We start from the raw sequence: 20,858 nt of genomic DNA, 5'->3' as shown, positions 1-20,858 counted from the left end.
AAGATCAACCCCCTGCAGTTTATGAAAGTGCCTGGTTCATGAGGCACGCTACCGTCTAGGAAACTGGGGTCTATTCAGGTTTAAAAGCAAAAAGCCCCGAAATTTTGGACTACAGTCCACGATTCTCGGGGCTTTTTATTACGCCGGAGTTAACCCAAAGATTAACTCTAACGCCTTTGGTTAAGGAAGAATAGAAGGCTGGTCAGCCCCTTCTTTCTCAACTTTCTGCTGTAGCATATGCTCGCGTTTCATACCCAATTTCAGCGCCAATGCAGAGGCGACATAAATGGATGAGACAGTACCGATAGATACACCGATCAACATGGTCAGTGAGAAGCCTTGCAGCATCGCACCACCGAAGATGAACAGCATCAGTACCACCATCAGGGTAGTTGCCGAGGTCATAATAGTACGGCTCAACGTCTGGGTCAGGGACACGTTCATGATTTCGTAAGGCGTTCCGCGACGAATCTTACGGAAGTTCTCACGAATACGGTCCGATACCACGATGCTATCGTTCAGTGAGTAACCAATAACCGACATTAATGAAGCAATGATGGTCAGGTCAATCTCTATCTGGAACAACGACAGAATTCCCATAGTGATGACCACATCATGGGCCAGAGCGATAACCGCCCCCAGCGCCAGTCGCCATTCAAAACGGAAGCCGACGTAAACCAGGATAGACAGCAAAGCCACCAGAAGCGCCATCCCGCCAGCCTGAGCCAAATCACTGCCCACGCTTGGTCCGACGAATTCGATGCGTTTTACCGTTGCATTCTTATCAACAGATTCATTGATAACCGAAATAACACGGTTACCTAATTCCTGACCCGCAGTACCAGTCGCAGGCGGCATACGTACCATCACATCACGGGTACTACCGAAGTTCTGCAGAATTGGCGACTCAAAGCCCGCTTTTTCCAAAGTGTCACGCATTTGATCAAGATCTGCTGGTTTTTCCAGGTTGATTTCAATCACCGTACCACCGGTGAAATCCAATCCCCAGTTAAACCCCTTTACAGAAATAACCGCAATGGATGCCACTAACAGCAACAACGAAATGCCAAAGGCCACGTTGTCCCAGCGCATAAAGTCATAGACTTTACGGCCATAGTTCAGTTGCTCAACAGTATAATCCTGTGCCACAACGTACTCCTTAAATAGACAGCTTGTTAACGCGCTTGCCGCCGTAAAGCAGGTTGACGATGGCACGAGTACCCACTATTGCGGTGAACATTGACGTAATAACGCCGATTGCTGTCGTAATAGCAAAGCCTTTAATCGAACCGGTACCCACAGCATACAGAATAATCGCTGTGATCAACGTCGTGACGTTCGCATCGATGATACTGGAGAAAGCACCTTTGTACCCTTCGTGTATCGCCTGCTGAATCGACCGCCCGTTTTTAAACTCTTCTTTAATACGCTCGTTAATCAGTACGTTAGCATCAACCGCAACCGCAAGGGTTAACACGATCCCGGCAATACCCGGCATGGTTAATGTCGCCCCCGGTAGCAGAGACATCACGCCGACGATTAACACCAGGTTGGCGAGCAGCGCGGTACTAGCAATCACACCAAATTTACGGTAGTAAACCACCATGAACAGGATAGATACCGCCAGACCCCACAGGCAGGCTTCCAGACCCTGGGCAATATTTTGTGAACCCAAAGTTGGGCCGATAGTTCGCTCTTCCACAATCTGGATTGGCGCAATCAAGGCACCGGCACGCAGCAACAGAGACAGTTGGCGAGCTTCGTTCGGGTTATCAATACCGGTAATACGGAAGCTGTTACCAAGGCGAGACTGAATGGTCGCGACGTTGATAACTTCTTCTTGTTTAACCAGAATGGCGCGACCGTTGGCATCTTTCTTACCGCTGTCTTTATATTCCACAAACAAAGTTGCCATCGGCTTGCCGATGTTGTCTTTGGTGAAATTGGACATGGTAGAGCCACCGGCGCTATCAAGTGAAATATTCACCTGAGCCTGATTGTATTCGTCGGTACTGGAAGTAGAGTCAGTGATATGGTCGCCGGTCAGGATAACGCGCTTGTACAATACAACCGGGCGTCCTTCACGGGTATTTTTCACTTCTGAATCGCCCGGCACACGGCCAGAGGCGGCAACAGAACCATCAACGTTGGTATTAACCAAACGGAATTCCAGCGTTGCCGTGGCACCAAGAATCTCTTTGGCACGGGCAGTATCCTGAATCCCCGGCAATTCAACCACAATACGATCGGCACCCTGACGCTGAACCAATGGCTCAGCCACACCTAATTGGTTAACACGGTTACGCAGAATCGTAATGTTTTGCTGAACAGCATATTCCCGAGCTTCACGCAGGCGATCGTCACTCATCACGGCTTTTAATGTATTGCTGCCGTTAGAGTTGATGACTAAATCACGGTGACGGGAAGAAAGATAGCTAATGGCTTCATCGCGGGCTTTGTCATCGCGAAAACGCACTTCAACGCCGTAATTATCGAGTTTACGCACCGCAGCGTAAGGAATACCTTTTTCACGCAAATCGCTGCGCAGGGTATCCATTGTCTGCTCTTGCAGCTTGCCTAACGCCGTGTCCATATCCACTTCCATCAGGAAGTGCACACCGCCACGCAGGTCAAGGCCCAGCTTCATCGGCTCAGCGCCCAGTCTGGCCAGCCAGCTCGGTGTTGCCGGTGCCAGGTTCAGCGCAATCACGTATTTGTCGCCCAGCGCTGTCATTAATGCCTCACGGGCACGCAGCTGAACATCAGGATCTTTAAAGCGAGCCAGAATTGCACCGTTTTCCAGGGCAATAGACTTGCTCGCTATGTTGTCTTTTTCCAAGACAGTACGGACTTGGTCCAGCGTTGTTTCACTGGCGGCGATACCTCGCGCGCCAGTGATTTGAACAGCCGGATCCTCACCATAAAGGTTGGGAAGCGCATACAACAGACCGACGAGAATCACGACGATCAGCATGACGTACTTCCACAAAGGATAACGGTTCAACACGGTAGTTCCCTTAGGGAAAATCGAAAATTACAGAGCCTTCATTGTACCTTTCGGCAAAACGGCAGCCACGAAGTCACGCTTGATCATTACTTCAGTGGTGTCATTCAGTGCGATAACGATATAGCCAGTTTCCGCAACTTTAGTAACACGACCGATCAAACCGCCAGTGGTCAAAACTTCGTCACCCTTACCGATAGAGTCCATCAGCTTTTTATGTTCTTTAGAACGTTTTTGCTGTGGGCGCAGGATCATGAAGTAGAAGATCAGACCAAAGACCACCAGCATAATTACCAGGGAGTACGGGCTTCCTTGAGCCGGAGCCCCTGCAGATGCGACAGCATCAGAAATGAAAAGACTCATTAAAATTCCCTCATTGTTATCAATATCAGTAGTGTGACATCAGTGTGTTAAAATTAGTAACCGCAAAATCCTAACCGTTCAATCTATAATTACAAGTTAATAATTTCTAAATCAAACGTTTAATGGTGGAACAGGTTTCCCGATCCGACCATAGAAATCTTCAACGAAGCTCTCTAATTTACCGTCTTCAATAGCCTGACGTAAACCCGCCATCAAGCGTTGATAATAACGCAGATTATGAATGGTATTGAGTCTGGCACCCAGTATTTCGTTGCAACGATCCAGATGATGCAAGTAGGCGCGACTATAATTGCGACAAGTGTAGCAATCACATTCAGCATCCAGGGTCGACGTATCATCTTTATGCTTGGCGTTACGGATTTTCACCACGCCATCGGTAACAAACAGATGTCCGTTACGGGCATTTCGCGTTGGCATCACGCAGTCAAACATATCAATACCGCGGCGTACACCTTCAACCAAATCTTCCGGCTTGCCGACGCCCATTAAATAGCGTGGTTTATCCGCTGGAATCTGTGGGCAAACGTGCTCAAGAATCCGGTGCATATCTTCTTTTGGCTCACCTACCGCCAGGCCGCCCACAGCGTAACCATCAAAGCCGATATCTACCAGTCCTTTTACCGATACATCACGTAAATCTTCGTAAACGCCGCCCTGAATAATACCAAATAAGGCATTTTTATTATTCAGCTCATCAAAGCGTTGACGACTGCGGGCTGCCCAACGCAATGACATTTCCATTGAACGCTTGGCATAATCCCAATCGGCTGGATAAGGCGTACATTCGTCAAAAATCATGACGATGTCTGAACCTAAATCGTATTGAATTTCCATCGATTTTTCTGGGCTAAGGAACACGGAATCGCCGTTGATCGGGTTTTTGAAATGCACCCCCTCCTCTTTGATTTTCCGCATTGCGCCTAGGCTGAATACCTGGAAACCGCCGGAGTCGGTCAGAATCGGCCCGTGCCATTGCATAAAATCATGCAAATCGCCGTGCAGCTTCATGATTTCCTGCCCAGGACGCAGCCACAGGTGGAAAGTATTGCCCAGCAGGATTTGCGCGCCGGTTTCTTTCACTTCTTCCGGCGTCATGCCTTTAACGGTGCCGTAGGTGCCCACGGGCATAAAAGCCGGGGTTTCCACTACGCCGCGCTCAAAGACCAAACGGCCACGACGAGCACGCCCATCGGTTTTTTGTAATTCGTACTTCACAGAACCTCCAGCATCAGATAAACAGTCTGATGTTGCTATTGCCTGACCACACAAAGTATGTGGCCTGTAAATTACTGGTTAACCGTCTCTTGCGGTGCCAGTGGGTTACGGCTGATAAACATCGCATCGCCGTAACTAAAGAATCGATATTGCTCCGCCACGGCCTGCTGATAGGCATTCATGGTGTTTTTATATCCTGCAAATGCAGAAACCAGCATGATGAGCGTGGACTCAGGTAAATGGAAGTTAGTAACCAACGCATCCACAACCTGATACTGATATCCTGGATAAATAAAGATACGCGTATCACCGAAGAAAGGAGCAATTAAGCCATTCTCACAGGCTTTGGCTGCACTTTCCAGAGAACGAACCGAAGTCGTTCCCACCGCGACCACTCTTTTACCCCGTGCTTTACATGCCAATACCGCGTCCACAACCTCTGGCGGTACTTCGGCATATTCGGAATGCATAATATGTTCTTCGATGCTTTCTACTCGCACTGGCTGGAAGGTCCCCGCGCCAACGTGCAGAGTGACGAAGGCCATTTCGATGCCTTTTTCTCGTAGCGCAGCCAGCAGAGGCTCGTCAAAATGCAGCCCTGCTGTCGGCGCAGCCACCGCGCCCGGACGCTCACTGTATACGGTTTGATACAGTTCGCGATCGGCATCTTCATCAGGGCGATCTATATAAGGAGGCAATGGCATATGGCCAATCGCATTCAAAATACTGAAAACGTCCTGTTCTTCATCAAAACGCAACTCGAACAGCGTATCGTGGCGCGCCAGCATGGTGGCGCGGATACTTTCATTGTCGCCCAGAAGCAGCTCAGCGCCCGGTTTCGGCGCTTTTGACGCCCTAACGTGCGCCAGTACCCGATGATCGTCCAACACTCGCTCGACCAACACTTCCAGCTTGCCGCCGCTGGCCTTACGACCAAAAAGGCGTGCCGGTATCACGCGGGTATTGTTGAAAACCAGCAGGTCGCCCGCTTCCAGCTTATCCAGCAAATCGGTAAAAATGCCGTGGGTTAACTCCCCACTCGGGCCATCCAACGATAGCAAACGACAGCCACTACGCTGGGGCTGTGGATAATGAGCAATCAGTGACTCTGGCAGCTCAAAAGAAAAATCGGCAACACGCATGGTTTTCCACTTTAGACGACAAAAACAGGCCGCCTAGTCTAGAGCCGCCAAGGGTTGGCTGCAAGAATTAAGCAAGATAACCTGCTATTTGGATTATACTCTGCGGATGAATTTTCTAGCTCACCTTCATTTAGCCAGTTTGTCCGACAGCTCGCTACTGGGCAATCTGATGGCCGACTTCGTTCGCGGCAATCCGCAGCATGATTATAGCCAAGAGGTTGTGGCTGGCATCATGATGCATCGCCGTGTCGATGTGATGACTGACACGCTACCGCAGGTTAAGCAAGCGCGGCTCTACTTTAGCACTGATTTTCGCCGGGTTGCGCCAATCACGCTGGATGTCCTGTGGGATCATTTTCTGGCACGTCACTGGGATGAATTGGTGCCAGACATCGCTCTGCCAGCGTTTATTTTGCAGGCTCAGCAGCAAATCATTCCGCAGCTCCCGCATACGCCTGAACGTTTCCAGAATCTGAATGCTTATCTGTGGCCCGAACGTTGGCTGGAACGCTATGCCGAGCTGCCTTTTATCGCGAATGTGTTACAAGGCATGGCGAATCGTCGTCCTAAACTGTCTGCACTGGCTGGCTCGTTTTACGATATTGAGCAACATTATCAACCGCTGGAGCAGGTATTCTGGCAGTTCTACCCACAAATGATGCACAAAGCGCAGCATAAACAGATTTAGCCTATCGGTAAGTCTGGTATGGCTTATTTGATTTAAGTCACTTGCTCTTTATGTCAAAGTGGGTATCTTAACAAGACAAAAGATACAAAATTAAGTTATTGATAGATAGAAACTATCACAGCAATTGGTATATAGACCTTTATTGATTGTGGCTAACTCCCTATGCTGTGACGAAAGTTTTATCCCAACTCGTTAATCCATCCCTATTAACAGGAGTAATTTATGGTTCTGGTAACTCGTCAAGCCCCTGACTTTACTGCGGCTGCTGTACTTGGTAACGGCGAAATCGTTGAAAACTTCAACCTGAAAAAGCACCTGAACGGCAAACCAGCCGTCCTGTTCTTCTGGCCAATGGACTTTACTTTCGTTTGCCCTTCAGAGCTGATTGCTTTCGATCACCGTTACGAAGAATTCCAGAAACGCGGCGTTGAAGTTGTTGGTGTTTCTTTTGACTCAGAATTTGTTCACAACGCATGGCGTAAAACCCCAATCGAAAACGGCGGCATCGGCGAAGTTAAATACGCGATGGTTGCTGATATCAAACGTGAAATCCAACAAGCCTACGGTATCGAGCATCCAGATGCTGGCGTAGCGCTGCGCGGTTCATTCCTGATCGACAAAAACGGTGTTGTTCGTCACCAGGTAGTTAACGACCTGCCACTGGGCCGTAACATCGACGAAATGATCCGTATGGTTGACGCGCTGCAATTCCACGAAGAACACGGTGATGTTTGCCCTGCACAGTGGGAAAAAGGCCAGGAAGGTATGGGCGCTTCTCCAGACGGCGTAGCAAAATACCTGTCTAAAAACGCTTCAAAGCTGTAATCAAGCCGAAGTGAAATTGGGTTAAATCCTGATTTAATCGAATAATATCAACCAGTCGGTTCACGCTGACTGGTTTTTTTATGCCCATACCTTTCCCAGCACCATCGCCTCTCTCCTTTTCTTGTTACTGCCCCTTATTAGTGCAACGTGATCCCACCGACATTTTTCTACGTCACTTTTAATTGTCCTGCTCTCCGCGCTGCAAAACGGCTCGCACCGAGCTAATCTGTAACCGGTTAGTTAATAAACAAATCATTTGTTATTAAATAAATAATTGGCGTGATGTTTGCACCAAAAGGTGTTGTGAATACTCGGCAACACCAGGGACTTAACCCGTAGATATGTCAGAGATTTATGAAAAATAACTCATTACAGGAGTCAGTATGCTTTTAAAAAAATGGACGATGCCTTTGACTGTCGTAGCCTTGTTAGTTAGCGGTAACTTACATGCAGCCTCTATGCCAGCAGTGGAAGCTAAAAATGGCATGGTTGTTTCCTCTCAGCATCTCGCTTCTCAGGTTGGCGTTGATATTCTGAAAATGGGCGGTAATGCAGTCGATGCGGCAGTGGCCGTGGGCTATGCTCAGGCGGTCGTTAATCCTTGTTGCGGGAATATCGGCGGCGGCGGCTTTATGACCATTCATTTAGCCGATGGTACAGACACCTTTATCAATTTCCGTGAAACGGCTCCAGCCGCCGCCAGCGCCGATATGTATCTGGATAAAGACGGTAAAGTGACTAAAGATGCCAGTCTGTACGGCTATCTGGCCTCCGGCGTTCCGGGAACCGTATTGGGCATGGACAGCGCACAGAAGAAATACGGTAAATTAACACGTAAGCAAGTGATGGAACCGGCGATTCGTCTGGCGCGGGAAGGTTTTATCCTAACGCGTGCTGATACAGACATTCTCGATACCACCACCAAGCGTTTTCGTGAAGATCCTGAATCTGCTCGTATTTTCCTGCGTAAAGACGGTTCGCCCTTTGAACCGGGAGATAGACTGGTACAGACCGATTTAGCCAATACGCTAGAAGCTATCGCAGAAAAAGGGCCTGACGCTTTCTATCAGGGGAAAATTCCACAGGCAGTGGAAGATGCATCGAAAAAAGGCGGTGGCATTCTGACCGCGGCAGATTTTGCCAACTATAGAATTACCGAAACCGCACCTGTTACCTGTAGCTATCGTGGCTATAAATTTGTTTCAGCCCCGCCTCCTAGCTCTGGCGGCGTAACCCTGTGCGAAACGCTGAATATTCTCGAAGGTTACGATGTGAAAAGCATGGGCTTTAACTCAGCGGCCTATATTCATACACTGACCGAAGCCATGCGCCACGCCTATATGGACCGCAACACCTTCCTCGGCGATCCTGAATTTGTTAAAAATCCTATCGATCGCCTGCTCAGTAAAAGCTACGCCGATGAGATTCGTAAACAAATCGTGCCGGGCAAAGCCACGCCATCAGAAAATGTTCAGCCCGGTAGGCAACCTCATGAAAAACCGGAAACGACTCACTATTCGATTGTCGATCATGAAGGTAACGCCGTTTCAACCACTTATACCGTGAACGGCCGCTTTGGTGCAGTCGTCATCGCACCAGGTACCGGTTTCTTCCTCAATGATGAAATGGATGATTTTACCGTCAAAGTCGGCGAACAGAACCTGTATGGATTGGTTCAGGGAGCGACTAACGCCATTGCCCCCGGTAAGCGCCCACTATCGTCTATGAGCCCGACGTTAGTGACCAAAGATGGTCAGATCTATATGGTTCTGGGTTCACCAGGCGGTTCGCGTATCATCACTATCACACTACAAACTGCGCTGAATATTATCGATCACGGTATGGCTCCGCAGGAAGCGGTTGATGCGCCACGCATTCATCACCAATGGTTACCGGATGAGGTGTATTACGAGCAACGCGGTGTGTCTGCTGACAGCCTGAAAATCCTGAAGGAAATGGGCTATAAAATGGTTGAACAAAGCCCGTGGGGAGCCGCCGAGTTAATTCTGGTGGGCTTGCCGAACGTGGCGGGCGTGTCGCCGGCTAATTCAGGCAATGACTCTGCGGTTTCAGGCAAAGTTCGGGAAGGTTATCTCTACGGTGCCAACGATGTTCGGCGCCCGGCAGGTGCAGCCATAGGTTATTGATAAATTAGATTTATTTATATCTTTCGATTTAGATAATGAAATAAAGCCCCACACCTGAACGACTGTTCGATAAAACACCCCATCCGTTATGGATGGGGTTTATGGTTACCAAGGCAATGCGCGCCCCTGATAATCGATAAAAGCATGGCCGCCCTTACCTGCTAACTTCTCAACCTGATCCACCACGCCACGCACGCTAGTGCTAATGGTTAAAGGTGCAGCATCACCGCCCATATCGGTTTTTACCCAGCCCGGATGGAAGGACAATACCGTTAATGAATTATCCGCCGTTTCTGCCACTAAATGACGTGTCATCATATTGAGCGCAGCTTTACTGGCTGAATACAAAGGCTTATGCCCGCTCTCATTGCTAGTAATACTACCAAGCTGCGAGGACATAAACGCCAATACGCTGTTATGTGGCTTGCGATAAGGCAATAAATGCTCGGCAATACGGATAGGAGAAACGGTATTAGTTTGGAATAAGGCCAGAATTTCTTCCGGTGTCGCCTTGAGAGCAGATTCATGCTCTGGGCCTGCTACACCCGCGTTCACAAAAATCAGATCAAATTGCTGCCCTGCAATCTGTGGCAAAAATGCCTCAATGCTGGCCGGCTGATTAATATCCAATACCAGCCAGCGAGAGTGATTGGCACCGGTTTCTTTGGCGTGCTGACGAGTCGTGGCAGTCACCGACCAGCCGCGCTGGTTAAGTTCATCCACTAGACCTAAGCCCAGCCCACGAGATGCCCCGATAATTAATGCCGTTTTCTTAGTTGCGCTCATTGTTTATCCTTTTCCACTCGTATTGCCGCATTGACGCTTAATGATTAGCAGCGGGAATATTCACCATAGGACAAAAACGGCAAGGAAAAAAGTGGAGAAATCAGTCGCTGTAATTCAATTATTTTGAATCCACGGCATTTTTCGCTGTGGATTATGGGCTTTAGTTTCATGTCAGACTCATAGAGTCAGTACTTACCCACTCCGCGCCACAGGCTGAAGCTTTCTCCAGCCAATTGCAGATTTACATTCTGCGCATTCAACATGAGCTGGCTATCACCTTCCTCACGCCGCCAGTTTTCTACATTAAGCAGCGGCGACTCCGGTAAACTAATTTCAGCGCCCTGACCGCGCTGCAACGCGATCAATACTCGCTCCTGTCGGTAAGTGCGCACAAACACCAGTGAATCACCACTGGCGAACACCACCTGACAGCCACCGCGCCGTAGCGCTATACTTTCTCGCCGCAGGGCAATCATGCGCTGACTCAACTCAAGCAGTTGTCGATCCCACTGATTTTCATCCCACGGGAAGGTTTTACGGCAGAACGGATCGTTTTCACCGTCTAATCCCACTTCATCGCCGTAATACAGGCAAGGCACGCCGATCCAGCTAAACAACCAGCCTAAGGCCATTTTCATGCGGGATTGATCGCCTTTCAGCAAACTCATAAAACGAGCGGTATCATGGCTATCCAACTGATTAAATAAGCGTAGCTGGCAGTTATGGGATAAACCGGTGCGGTAGCCGTCCATCCATTGAACGCACTCAGCCGCATCCAGCGTTATCGGGTGAGCAGCAACGTCAACTCCGGCCAAAAATGCCCGAACCGGTAACGCAAACCCCATATAATTCATCGCCGAATCTTCAACGCCTGCCTGTAGCCAGTTACGCGCATCACCAAAATGCTCACCCAAAATATAAGCTTGGGGATTTTCTTGTTTAGCCGCCTGATAAATTCCCGCTAAATGGCGCAGATTCCCCTTGGCCCCCCCCTGCTCTCCAAGCATATGAACCACATCCAACCGCCAGCCATCGATACTGTACGGCGGGCGTAGCCAATGACGCACTACGCTATCATCAGCCTGGTAAATCTGATTCACCACGCCATCAGCGGCAAAATTCAGCTTCGGCAAGCTACGGTTGCCTTTCCAGTCCAACGCCTGCCCGTCGGGATAGAAGTTAAACCAGTCGCGATAAACCGATTCGACATCGTGGCAGGCGCCACCGGTTCCCTGTTGATGCCGGTCAAACCAGATATGGGAATCACCGGTGTGATTAAAGACGCCGTCCAGTACCAGCTTGATGCCTGCGCTATGGGTTTTTTCCCGTAGTTGCAGAAAAGCCTCATTACCACCTAAATAGGGATCGACCTGATAATAATCTTGCGTGTCGTATTTATGTACGCTGGGGGCGGTAAAAATTGGGTTCAGATACAGCGCCGTCACCCCTAAATTTTGCAGATAAGGCAACTTTTGGCAGATACCGGCTAAATCCCCGCCGTAAAATGTGGAAGACGCATGAATGTCTTCCAGCGGCTCATCCCACTCTCGCCGCGCCACCGGACAATCGGCCGCATAGTGGAAATAACTACCGTTTTGCACGCAGTGACTGCCCTGACTACTGGCGAAACGATCGGGAAATATTTGATAAAAAATCTGATCGGCAACCCAATCCGGCCCCGAGTCAGGTACATCAACGGCAAACTGCGCCAGCTGAGCCGGAGGCACCACCGAAAAACCCAGCGGACTAAACCATTGCTGGCGATCGGCCCAGAGCAATTTAAAACAATAGCGGCGAGTCGGCTGCCCTTCACGCAGTGGCAAAGTCCCGCGATAACGGCGAAAACCATCGTGATCGCGACCTTTCATCGTCAGCAGCCACTCTTCATTATCCGGCTCACAGCGCAAAAAAACCTGCTCCGGTAAGTCATCACCCTGTAACCATAGACTGATGTGTAATGTGTCATCACGTAAATGTATGTAAGGGGGAACCGGTAAATGCCAACCACTAAGCATATAACTCTCCACTATTCAGCATAATTATCGCGCGATCTGACCCAAGAGCGCCTATAGCATCGATAAAGTGACCCAATATCTCAATATGCCAACGATGCCATGTTGCTGGTGCAATCCCCTCATCTGTCAGCATAAATATCAGGGAGGAGCCGGGGGGAGGAGGAAGCAGAAACAAGCTTTACCTCAGGTATACTGCCCGCTGATGACAAAATAAATAACAGGGAGAATGCCATGGGCGTAGCGGATTATCTGGATAAGATTATTGACTGGGCCAATAAGCGCTCAGATATTACCGCACTGATTCTGACCGGTTCGCTGGCGCGTCAGGATCGGATGATCGACGAACTTTCGGATATCGATATTGAAATCATTGCCGAACGACCGCAGGATCTCCTGAAAAACAGCGACTGGATCGGCGAGATCGGAGACATACTGACCTATCTCCCGCTCGATCCCGATGAAAATCAGGCGTGGGCAACCCGGCTGGTGTTCTACCGCGATGGAACCAAGGTGGATTTTACCCTCGCAGATAGTACGCGGCTGCAAACCATGATCGATGCCGCAACGCTGGACTCGCTGTACCAGCGGGGCTATCGGGCGTTACTGGATAAAAATGGCGTTGCTTCTCAGTTACCTGCCGCCAGCGGAATAAGCCAGCAACCCCCATTGCCCACTCAAAAACAGTTTCAGGCCAGCGTCGAGGAATTCTGGTTTGAAGCCGCTCATATTCCTAAGTATCTGTACCGTGGGGAGTTATGGACGGTCAAACTACGAGACTGGACCATGAAGGAGCTATTACTACAGATGATGGAATGGCAAGCACTGGCAAAATCAACATCGGACGTAGATACCTGGCATCAAGGTAGCCATATGCCGCAGTGGCTGGCACCACACATATGGCAAGAGCTGCACCAAACCTTTGGTCAATTTGATGCGGACAGCGCCCGCCAAGCCTTTTACGCCAGTATTCAGCTTTATAGCCAGCTGGCGCGTAAAGTGGCTGAATCACTCAGCTTAAAGTATCCGCAGCAGGTCGAAGATGGGGTTTTGTCTCTTTGTAAAAAAATCGAAAAACTGCCTAAAACTAACCGAACGCATTAAAACGTCACCCATAAAAAAACCGGGTTATTAGCCCGGTTTTCTGGATGTATTCAATCGGCAAATATTATTTAGATAATGCTACCGACGCAGCCTGTTTTTTCTGAAAACGCACTTTCAGGTAGTAGCCCGCCAACAGCAAGGCCACCCATATCAGGCCGACATACAGCGAAATGCGCGTCGTTGGGAAATAACCAATCAGGCCGATAATAAATAGCAGGAAAATAATCCCAGCAACCGAGGTAAACACCCCGCCGCGCAGAGGGAAATCCAATGCTTTAACCTGATCTTTGGTCAATGAACGGCGGAAAGCGATTTGGGAACACAGAATCATGATCCACACCCAAACGGTCGCGAAGGTCGCAAGTGATGCAATCACCAAGAAGACATTTTCTGGCATGATGTAGTTAAGATAAACGGCAATCAGCATTGCCCCCATCATCACCAACACCGTCACCCAAGGCACACCGCGCTTAGAAATCGCACCGAAGACTTTGGGCGCGTGGCCTTGTTCAGCCATACCGTTCAGCATACGGCCCACGCCGAATACATCGCTGTTAATCGCCGATAAAGACGCGGTAATAACCACAAAATTCAGGATACCTGCAGCAATAGTAATACCCAAATGCTGGAACGTCAGTACAAATGGGCTACCGTGAGTGCCGACCTGATTCCACGGATAAATCGACATAATCACAAACAGGGTGCCCACATAAAACACCAGAATTCGCCACGGCACTGAGTTAATCGCTTTAGGAATCGATTTTTTCGGATCTTCTGCTTCACCGGCGGTAATACCGATGATTTCAATACCGCCGTAGGCAAACATGACCAGCTGCAGCGACAGCATCATGCCGACAAAACCGTTACTGAAGAAGCCGCCGTTCGTCCACAGGTTATGAATTCCCGTCGGTTGCCCGCCGTTGCCTATCCCCCAGACAATAATGCCGATACCGGCCAAAATCATGATGATGATGGTGGCAACTTTGAAGAAGGAGAACCAGAACTCCAGTTCGCCAAAGACCTTCACGCTCATCATATTGATCGCACCGATAATCAATACCACGCTCAGCACCCATATCCAATGAGGCACGTCAGGGAACCAGACGCCCATATAGATACCAAAGGCGGTCACATCGGCGATAGCGACAATCAAAATCTCAAAGCAGTATGTCCAACCGGTGATATAGCCGGCCATCGGCCCCAGATAATCCTGCGCATAACGGGAAAAGGAGCTGGCCTGTGGGTTATTCACCGACATCTCACCCAGTGCGCGCATGATGATAAAGGCGACGATGCCGCCAATCAGATAAGCCAGCAACACGCTTGGACCCGCCATTTTGATGGCGTCCGCCGAGCCGTAAAACAGGCCGGTACCAATTGCTGAACCCAAGGCCATAAAACGGATATGGCGAGTAGTCAGCCCGCGTTTTAGCTTATTTTTGACTGGTAATTCCATAACAATATCCCGTCTTCTTTCAGCAAAAAGCCACGAGCAAAGGCGCGTGGCTAAAGATACTCTCTTCTGCGGCAATTACTGTTTGGCAGTAACTCGTTGACGTCCACAAATGCGATCGTAGACCGCTACCACCACCAGAATCAACAAGGAAGGTGGCAACCAAGACAGGCCTTGGCCCGCCAACGGTAACTGTTCAGTCCAAGCAGGCAGGAAATGCGCAAAGGTCGATGTCTTGATTCCACCCAAAATACCGAACAACAGGCTGACCAACATAGTTGGAGCCACGATACGGCTGGCATTACGCCACCAACGCAGAGTGAAGCTCAGAATCACCAGCACAATACACGGAGGATAAATCGCCGTCATTACTGGAATGGAAATTTGAATCAAATGGCTCAGCCCCAAATTGGATACCAACATGGAGAAAATGCCCAGAATGAATACCAGCGCTCGGTAAGACAACGGCAGATATTGGCTAAAGAATTCGGCTAAAGCACAGGTCAGGCCAACCGCAGTGACCATACAGGCGATGAAGATGAGCGCCGCCAGGAACATACTGCCCAAACCGCCGAAGGTATGCTGTACGTAAGCATGCAGAATCACTGCGCCGTTTTGCGCATCAGGTACCAACGTACCGCTGCTGCCACCCAGTTTGAACAGGCTCAGGTAAACCAGCGTCAGACCCACACCAGCGATTAAGCCAGCCCAAATGGTGTAACGAGTCAGCAAGCCGGAAGAAACTACACCGCGAGAACGCGCAGCATTCACGATAACAATACCGAATACCATTGCTCCCAGCGTATCCATGGTCAGATAACCATTAACGAAACCGGAAGAGAAAGGCACTTGCTGATAGATTTCGGTTGCAGGAATCTGCGGGCCAGCAGGCCATAGAACCGCAGCAACGCCCAAAATAGCCAGTGCAGCAATTTTCAGCGGAGCCAGAATATGCCCGACGGTGTCCAGTAGACGGCCTGGGTAAAGCGAAATACCAATAACCAGCGCGAAATAGATCAGGCTATAAATAAACAACGGCAATGGGCCATCGCCAGTCAACGGAGCAATACCAATTTCGAAAGAAACGGTCGCAGTACGCGGAGTAGCAAACAGTGGGCCGACGGCCAGATAACAGACGGTCGCCAAAACCAGGCCCGCAGTACGACCAATTGGCGAACTCAGCGCATCAATACCGCCACCAACGCGCGCCAATGCAATAACGGTGATGACCGGCAGACCCACGGCAGTGATCAGGAAGCCAAGTGCGGCTATCCAAACGTGCTCGCCAGACTGAAGGCCAACCATAGGCGGGAAAATGATGTTGCCCGCGCCGACGAATAAGGCAAAGGTCATAAAACCTAATGCCAGTATGTCTTTAGATGATAAACGATGACTCATAGTGGTTGTCGTGTTGCCTAGTTAAAAGGACCAAAAAGGAAAACCCTGGGTTGTTGTCTTTCCGGCTCGATCGAAAACGCTATAACGCTTCACAGAGAGCGCTAATTTCCGACTAATCGGTTTCGATGATTTGCAGTGTTTTTGAAGTTATATGCAGATGGAATAAACCAACAACGGGGGCTAAGTAGAACGTTTATAGCGGAGAAAGGCAAGTCTGGATCGGAAAAGCAGAGTCATCAACCAGATAATTCTTCAATACTAGTTAAACATGTCGGTTATTGAGAAATACACGCCATATGATTTGTATCATTTTTAATCAATTATTAGCATTGGGCGGCCTTCACCGCCCAAAAACTCACCAAATGTCGTTAGCAATATCGACTACCAGCCTGAGTTTTTTCCACTGATCCTGCTCCGTCAGGCTATTCCCTTCTTCCGTCGAAGCGAAGCCACACTGTGGGCTAAGGCAGAGTTGTTCAATATCGACAAATTTGGCCGCCTCGGCGATACGTTCTTTCACCGCCTGCGGTTGTTCCAAGGTGCCATTTTTCGAGGTAATCAGCCCCAAAACCACCTGTTGCTGCCCCGGTTTGATAAAGCGCAGAGGTTCGAAACCACCGGCACGTTCCGTGTCATATTCAAGGAAAAAAGCTTCGACGTTAACTGTGCCAAACAATATTTTCGCTACTGGCTCATAACCGCCCTCTGAAATCCAGGTCGAGCGGAAATTACCGCGGCACACATGTAAACCAATAGTCAAATCCGCCGGCTTGCCTGCCAGTGCCTTATTGAGCACCTGAGCATAGATCTGCGCCAACTGCTCTGGATCTTCACCACGCTCTCTGATCTGACGCTGCTGATCGTCCGAACACAGATAAGCCCACACAGTATCGTCCAACTGTAAATAACGGCAGCCCGCATCATAAAAGGCCTGAATAGCATCACGATAGGTCTGAGCTAAATCGTCAAAATACGCGGTCAGATCGGGATAAACCTGCTTATCTATAGCGTTACGGCCACCGCGAAAATGCAGCACGCTCGGGCTGGGGATAGTCATTTTAGCCACGGAGTTTCCGGCAATACTTTGTAAAAAACGAAAATCCTCCAGCATTGGATGGGATTTAAAGCCCAGTTTGCCAACCACTTTGATACTGCGAGCGCGCGTCTGAACGCCGTTAAACTGAATGCCCTGCTCGACATCGTAACCTTCAACTCCTTCCAAACCTTCGAAGAAATCGAAATGCCACCAGGCCCGACGAAATTCGCCATCGGTCACCAATTGCAGCCCCGCCTCCTGCTGCTTTGCCACTATGTACCTGATTTCGTTATCTTCAATTTCGCGTAACTGGCTAGCGCTGATATCACCGTTCAGGCGCTGCTGGCGCGCCTGTTTCAACGCCGCAGGACGCAGCAAACTGCCGACAACATCGGCGCGAAAAGCAGGGGTCGTTCTTTGCATAACAGGCTCCAGATCCTATACCGCCGACTAAAGCCGCCACGGCACAAATAATTTACCGAATGGATAGTTTCTTTGAGTTACAAATAGACATCCAGACGTCCAAATAAATTGACTGGAGAGTGTCATCTCATCTATTTTGATTCAATAGAGGAATTTTCACTGCATATGAAATAAATTCATATCCAACTAAATTAGTGGGTAAATCCCAGCGCTGAACGGGCCTTTTTCAAGCTTTCTTGCGATAAGGGGAGATAGCCGTCACGACTCACCAGTTCTTGCCCTTCTGGAGATAGAATTCGCTGCAAGAACGCCGCCGTTAGCGGTTCTAGAGGTTTATCAGGCGCTTTATTGACGTAGATATAAAGATAGCGGGACAAGGGGTAACGGCCATTTCGAACATTTTCGGCGGTTGGCATGACGTAATCCTGCCCTGATACCGACAAAGGTAATAATCTGACGCCGCTGGCGCGAAAACCAATGCTGGCATAACCGATACTGTTCAGCGAGGTTGCTACAGCCTGAACCACCGAGGCTGAACCAGGTAATTCATTGACCTGGCTGCGAAAATCGCCGCCGCACAAAGCACGCTGTTTGAAATAACCGTAGGTGCCGGAAGCTGAGTTCCGACTATAACGCTGGAGAGAACGCCCAGCCCACGGGCCTTTCAGCCCAAGATCAGCCCATAAGTTTACTGGCTTATTATCACCACATAATTGATTTTGCGAATAAATGGCGTCCAGCTGTGACAAACTCAGCCCCACCAGCGGATTATCCTGATGCACCAGAACCACCAACGCATCCACCGCCACTGGCACGGCTAAAGGAGGATAGCCATAGCGTTGAACAAAAGCGGCAATCTCGGCGGCTTTCATCGGACGACTCATCGGGCCAAGTTGAGCTGCACCTGCGGCCAGAGCCGTCGGTGCGGTTGACGAACCGGCGGCCTGAATTTGCAGATTAATACTCGGATACTGATGATTGAAATCTTCCGCCCACAGAGACATCAGATTCGCCAGCGTATCAGAGCCTACGCTGGAAAGATTACCGGAAAGCATCCCAACCGGTGCCTGAGCAAAAACCGGAGTGCTGACCCATAACATTGCACTCAGTAACGCCGTTTGGCTCCATTTCATCATCAGAATATCGTCCGTAAAGCCTAGGTTTTGACCGCATTCTCAGCTAAAACCGTGGGAACAATCAATCGCTTCGGTAAGGTGAAGACAAAACGCGTCCCCAAACCAATTTCACTCATGACCTCTAAACGCGCATCGTGGTGACTCAGCGCATGTTTAACAATCGCCAGCCCAAGCCCACTTCCGCCGGTTTGCCGCGAACGAGCTTTATCTACCCGATAGAAGCGCTCGGTAAGACGAGGAACGTGCTCCGGCCCAATGCCCGGCCCGTTATCACTGACCTGAAACTGAGCGCCCTGCGGCGTCAATTGCCAGCACACTTCGATTTTTGTACCAGTTGGCGTGTGATTTACCGCGTTATACACCAGATTGGATACGGCACTGCGCAACTGGTCTTCATTACCAAACACTTTAAGCTGTTCATTCACGCGGAAAGTAATCTCATGGCGACCGCTGCTTAACGCCTGAACCTCATGCTGTAGTAGCTTCAGCATCAGTGGAATATCCACTCGCTCATTCATATCCACATTTGGTGCTGCTTCGATTTTTGATAACGTCAATAATTGCTTCACCAAACCGTCCATCCGTTTGGTCTGCTCTTGCATGGTATTCAAGGCTTTACCGCGCAATGCCGCGTCCAGTTCCTGATCGTGCATCATTTCCAGATAGCCTTGCAGTACAGTTAACGGCGTCCGTAATTCATGGCTAACGTTGGCAAAGAAATTTCGCCGCGCGCCTTCCAGTTGACGCATTTGCGTGACATCTCGCGCCACCATCAGTAATTGCCCTTCTGAATAAGGCATAACGCGAAACTCAACGTAATGGCCATTATTAAGCTGCACGGTCAATGGGCGGCTGAATTCCTGCTGTTGCAGATAATGGGTAAATTCCGGGTAACGCAGCAGGTTAAGAATGTGCTGGCCGTTATCTTCCGGCCAACGAAAGCCCAGTAAATTCTGCGCTAATCCATTACACCAAAAGATATTTCCCTCTACGGTCGTCATAACCACCGCATCGGGCAAGGATTCAGCGCCGCTGCGGAAACGTTTGATCAACAGCGCCAGCTCACGCCGCCGCCGCCGATTACGCAGTTGCATCTGATAAAGACCATAAAACAGCGGCTCCCAGCTCCAGCGTCCGGCCGGTGGCGTCATGCTTCGGTCTAACCATAGCCAATGAGAAAGTTTAAGCTGGTTATAAAAATTCCAGATCAGCGCTGCCAATACTGAAACCAGTAATAGCCAAGGGAGATAACCAATGAAAAGCCCGAGCAATAGCGCGGGCAGACAAAAAAGTGCCAGCTCGATAGCCAGCCTTTTCCATGATAAGCGTTCTAGCACGACACATTCTCCGGCACTACATACTTAATAGCGCGTTGAGAAACGGTATCCGGTGCCCCGGACGGTTTGCACCATTTTGTCATGCCCTTCGGATTCAAGCGCCTTGCGTAAACGGCGGATATGGACATCAACAGTGCGGTCTTCCACATAAACGTTAGTGCCCCAAACATAATTTAGCAACTGCTCGCGGCTGTAAACCCGCTCCGGGTGAGTCATAAAGAAATGCAGTAATTTAAACTCGGTTGGCCCCATGTCTAACGCTTTTTCGTTAGCCATGACACGATGAGAAGAAGGATCGAGACTTAACCCTTGCATTTCAATCACCTCTTCCACGGCCATCGGTGAAATTCGGCGCATCACCGCTTTGATTCTGGCAACAAGCTCTTTGGGAGAAAAAGGCTTGGTAATGTAGTCGTCGGCTCCCACTTCCAGCCCGCGCACCCGATCCTCTTCTTCACCGCGGGCGGTCAGCATCATCACCGGAATATCCCGGGTCATGGCTTCACGTTTCATATGCTTGATAAACTGAATCCCAGAGCCGCCTGGCAACATCCAGTCTAGCAGTACCAAATCAGGGAAAGGCTCGGACAAGCGCGTAACCGCGCTGTCATAATCTTCGGCTTCTAACGGTTGGTAGCCGTTTTGCTCCAGCACAAAACACACCATCTCGCGAATCGGCGCTTCGTCTTCCACCACCAGTATGCGTCTTGCCATCGTCAATCCTGCCAATATGTTAGCGGTTGCTATTTGATTTCCGCGCCATTATGC

The 20,858-nt window shown here is 49.7% G+C and carries 17 protein-coding genes; 4 read left to right on the top strand and 13 right to left on the bottom strand.

From position 1 onward, the window contains the following. Positions 1–180: 180 nt before the first annotated feature. From secF to queA, 5 genes are all read right to left on the bottom strand, one after another. Positions 181–1,149 carry a protein translocase subunit SecF gene (gene secF, locus DBA33_RS14285; RefSeq protein ID WP_049598498.1) on the bottom strand — a complete coding sequence of 323 codons (969 nt, stop codon included), beginning with the start codon at positions 1,147–1,149 and terminating at the stop codon, positions 181–183. A 10-nt stretch (positions 1,150–1,159) separates the two neighbouring features. Continuing rightward, positions 1,160–3,007, bottom strand: coding sequence for a protein translocase subunit SecD (secD, locus tag DBA33_RS14280; RefSeq protein WP_071889681.1), 1,848 nt, complete (start codon positions 3,005–3,007; stop codon positions 1,160–1,162). Between the two features lie 27 nt (positions 3,008–3,034). After that, the gene (gene yajC / locus DBA33_RS14275; protein ID WP_042527720.1) at positions 3,035–3,367 is read right to left on the bottom strand and encodes a preprotein translocase subunit YajC; all 333 of its coding nucleotides are present in this window, start codon (positions 3,365–3,367) and stop codon (positions 3,035–3,037) included. A gap of 111 nt (positions 3,368–3,478) precedes the next feature. Beyond that, a complete protein-coding gene (gene tgt, locus DBA33_RS14270; protein WP_049598493.1) occupies positions 3,479–4,603 on the bottom strand; it encodes a tRNA guanosine(34) transglycosylase Tgt in 1,125 nt (374 codons plus the stop codon). A gap of 71 nt (positions 4,604–4,674) precedes the next feature. Then, entirely contained in the window at positions 4,675–5,745 is a 1,071-nt protein-coding gene (gene queA, locus DBA33_RS14265) for a tRNA preQ1(34) S-adenosylmethionine ribosyltransferase-isomerase QueA (RefSeq protein ID WP_064514114.1), read from the bottom strand. A 106-nt stretch (positions 5,746–5,851) separates the two neighbouring features. Here queA and DBA33_RS14260 point away from each other — a divergent pair, with 106 nt between their 5' ends. The 3 genes from DBA33_RS14260 (at position 5,852) to ggt (ending at position 9,405) form a co-directional block, all read left to right on the top strand. Beyond that, complete coding sequence (locus DBA33_RS14260; protein ID WP_064514116.1) at positions 5,852–6,433, top strand: ACP phosphodiesterase; 582 nt, start codon at positions 5,852–5,854, stop codon at positions 6,431–6,433. 222 nt (positions 6,434–6,655) lie between these two features. Continuing rightward, the gene (locus tag DBA33_RS14255) at positions 6,656–7,258 is read left to right on the top strand and encodes a peroxiredoxin C (protein ID WP_064514118.1); all 603 of its coding nucleotides are present in this window, start codon (positions 6,656–6,658) and stop codon (positions 7,256–7,258) included. Between the two features lie 383 nt (positions 7,259–7,641). Next, positions 7,642–9,405, top strand: a complete 1,764-nt coding sequence (gene ggt / locus DBA33_RS14250) for a gamma-glutamyltransferase (protein ID WP_120806679.1) — start codon at positions 7,642–7,644, stop codon at positions 9,403–9,405. A gap of 105 nt (positions 9,406–9,510) precedes the next feature. Here the strand turns inward: ggt and DBA33_RS14245 are convergent, their stop codons facing one another. Both DBA33_RS14245 and malZ read right to left on the bottom strand, forming a co-directional pair. Further along, a complete protein-coding gene (locus tag DBA33_RS14245) occupies positions 9,511–10,191 on the bottom strand; it encodes an SDR family oxidoreductase (RefSeq protein ID WP_064514122.1) in 681 nt (226 codons plus the stop codon). 185 nt (positions 10,192–10,376) lie between these two features. Beyond that, positions 10,377–12,206, bottom strand: coding sequence for a maltodextrin glucosidase (gene malZ / locus DBA33_RS14240; protein ID WP_120806678.1), 1,830 nt, complete (start codon positions 12,204–12,206; stop codon positions 10,377–10,379). Between the two features lie 231 nt (positions 12,207–12,437). Here malZ and DBA33_RS14235 point away from each other — a divergent pair, with 231 nt between their 5' ends. Then, positions 12,438–13,307 carry an aminoglycoside 6-adenylyltransferase gene (locus DBA33_RS14235; RefSeq protein ID WP_064514125.1) on the top strand — a complete coding sequence of 290 codons (870 nt, stop codon included), beginning with the start codon at positions 12,438–12,440 and terminating at the stop codon, positions 13,305–13,307. 64 nt (positions 13,308–13,371) lie between these two features. Here the strand turns inward: DBA33_RS14235 and proY are convergent, their stop codons facing one another. The 6 genes from proY to phoB form a co-directional block, all read right to left on the bottom strand. Next, positions 13,372–14,763, bottom strand: coding sequence for a proline-specific permease ProY (gene proY / locus DBA33_RS14230; RefSeq protein WP_064514127.1), 1,392 nt, complete (start codon positions 14,761–14,763; stop codon positions 13,372–13,374). Positions 14,764–14,838: 75 nt separating this feature from the next. Next, positions 14,839–16,158 carry a branched-chain amino acid transport system II carrier protein gene (gene brnQ / locus DBA33_RS14225; protein ID WP_064514129.1) on the bottom strand — a complete coding sequence of 440 codons (1,320 nt, stop codon included), beginning with the start codon at positions 16,156–16,158 and terminating at the stop codon, positions 14,839–14,841. 355 nt (positions 16,159–16,513) lie between these two features. Continuing rightward, positions 16,514–17,617 (bottom strand): cobalamin-independent methionine synthase II family protein, encoded by a 1,104-nt coding sequence (locus DBA33_RS14220; RefSeq protein ID WP_120806677.1) that lies wholly within the window; start codon positions 17,615–17,617, stop codon positions 16,514–16,516. A 191-nt stretch (positions 17,618–17,808) separates the two neighbouring features. Then, positions 17,809–18,750 carry a phosphate ABC transporter substrate-binding protein gene (locus tag DBA33_RS14215; protein ID WP_120806682.1) on the bottom strand — a complete coding sequence of 314 codons (942 nt, stop codon included), beginning with the start codon at positions 18,748–18,750 and terminating at the stop codon, positions 17,809–17,811. Positions 18,751–18,773: 23 nt separating this feature from the next. After that, the gene (gene phoR, locus DBA33_RS14210; protein ID WP_064514133.1) at positions 18,774–20,090 is read right to left on the bottom strand and encodes a phosphate regulon sensor histidine kinase PhoR; all 1,317 of its coding nucleotides are present in this window, start codon (positions 20,088–20,090) and stop codon (positions 18,774–18,776) included. Between the two features lie 24 nt (positions 20,091–20,114). After that, on the bottom strand, positions 20,115–20,804 hold the full coding sequence (phoB, locus tag DBA33_RS14205) for a phosphate response regulator transcription factor PhoB (protein WP_049598476.1): 690 nt from the start codon (positions 20,802–20,804) through the stop codon (positions 20,115–20,117). Positions 20,805–20,858 lie beyond the last annotated feature (54 nt).

Source organism: Yersinia sp. IP36721, assembly GCF_003634395.1.
In the GTDB taxonomy this organism is placed as follows: Bacteria; Pseudomonadota; Gammaproteobacteria; order Enterobacterales; family Enterobacteriaceae; genus Yersinia; species Yersinia entomophaga.
This window is presented reverse-complemented; position numbering and strand designations above follow the sequence as displayed.

Bases quoted from the DNA above. Each gene is read 5' to 3' on its own strand.
- yajC (WP_042527720.1), bottom strand. From the start codon at position 3,367: ATGAGTCTTTTCATTTCTGATGCTGTCGCATCTGCAGGGGCTCCGGCT.
- queA (WP_064514114.1), bottom strand. From the start codon at position 5,745: ATGCGTGTTGCCGATTTTTCTTTTGAGCTGCCAGAGTCACTGATTGCT.
- DBA33_RS14260 (WP_064514116.1), top strand. From the start codon at position 5,852: ATGAATTTTCTAGCTCACCTTCATTTAGCCAGTTTGTCCGACAGCTCG.
- DBA33_RS14255 (WP_064514118.1), top strand. From the start codon at position 6,656: ATGGTTCTGGTAACTCGTCAAGCCCCTGACTTTACTGCGGCTGCTGTA.
- ggt (WP_120806679.1), top strand. From the start codon at position 7,642: ATGCTTTTAAAAAAATGGACGATGCCTTTGACTGTCGTAGCCTTGTTA.
- DBA33_RS14245 (WP_064514122.1), bottom strand. From the start codon at position 10,191: ATGAGCGCAACTAAGAAAACGGCATTAATTATCGGGGCATCTCGTGGG.
- malZ (WP_120806678.1), bottom strand. From the start codon at position 12,206: ATGCTTAGTGGTTGGCATTTACCGGTTCCCCCTTACATACATTTACGT.
- DBA33_RS14235 (WP_064514125.1), top strand. From the start codon at position 12,438: ATGGGCGTAGCGGATTATCTGGATAAGATTATTGACTGGGCCAATAAG.
- proY (WP_064514127.1), bottom strand. From the start codon at position 14,763: ATGGAATTACCAGTCAAAAATAAGCTAAAACGCGGGCTGACTACTCGC.
- brnQ (WP_064514129.1), bottom strand. From the start codon at position 16,158: ATGAGTCATCGTTTATCATCTAAAGACATACTGGCATTAGGTTTTATG.
- DBA33_RS14220 (WP_120806677.1), bottom strand. From the start codon at position 17,617: ATGCAAAGAACGACCCCTGCTTTTCGCGCCGATGTTGTCGGCAGTTTG.
- DBA33_RS14215 (WP_120806682.1), bottom strand. From the start codon at position 18,750: ATGAAATGGAGCCAAACGGCGTTACTGAGTGCAATGTTATGGGTCAGC.
- phoB (WP_049598476.1), bottom strand. From the start codon at position 20,804: ATGGCAAGACGCATACTGGTGGTGGAAGACGAAGCGCCGATTCGCGAG.